Source organism: Acidobacterium sp. FHG110202_01 (genome assembly GCF_059115305.1).
On record NZ_JBZYWJ010000016.1, the window covers coordinates 1 to 655 of the forward strand.

The 655-nt window shown below is 60.6% G+C and carries 1 pseudogene; it reads left to right on the forward strand.

Annotation, left to right across the window (positions count from 1 at the left end):
• Positions 1–62: 62 nt before the first annotated feature.
• A pseudogene (locus tag AC5S16_RS22765) lies at positions 63–655 on the forward strand (hypothetical protein); the annotation flags it as partial.

Here is a 655-nt window from a genome sequence, read left to right on the forward strand (position 1 = left end):
CGTGTTTCTGCACCCTGCACCCTGCACCCTGCGCGCTGAGCGCTGCACCCTGAGGAGAACCCATGTACAACGAATGCCGCCACCTCTTCACCAGCGGCACCAAATGCAGGCAGGCAGCACTCAAAGAACAGCCCTTCTGCACCTACCACAGAAACACCCGCCAGCGCCCCTCGCCCAGCAACACCCCCTACGATCCCCACGGAGACCCCGAGCACTTCGTCCTCAATCTCCCCGTCTGCGACGACCCCGACGCCATCCAATTAGCCATCTCCGACGTCGTCGTCCACCTGGCCGCCGACATGCTCGACTCCAAACGCGCCAAGATCCTCCTCTACGGCCTCCAGGTCTCCTCCCAGCACTACAGAGGAACGAAAGGAAAGCAGGTCAAGGGAGAAAAAGAAACCGAACTGAAACAGGACGTCGTCCGCGAAGTCTACACCCACACCGACGGCACCCAGATCGGCCCGGAGGTCCAAACCCCTGACCCCGAAGACATCCCGAAAAAGCGCCCGCCGAGCCTGGGCCGCTTCCTGCTGGAGAAGGCAGTAGAAACAGGCTTCGTCACCGACCCGGAAGCCAAAAAGATGCTCGAAGACGACACCTACTACTCCCCAGGCAGCCTGGACATCAAAGCAGTCGCAGAAGAGAAAGAAGA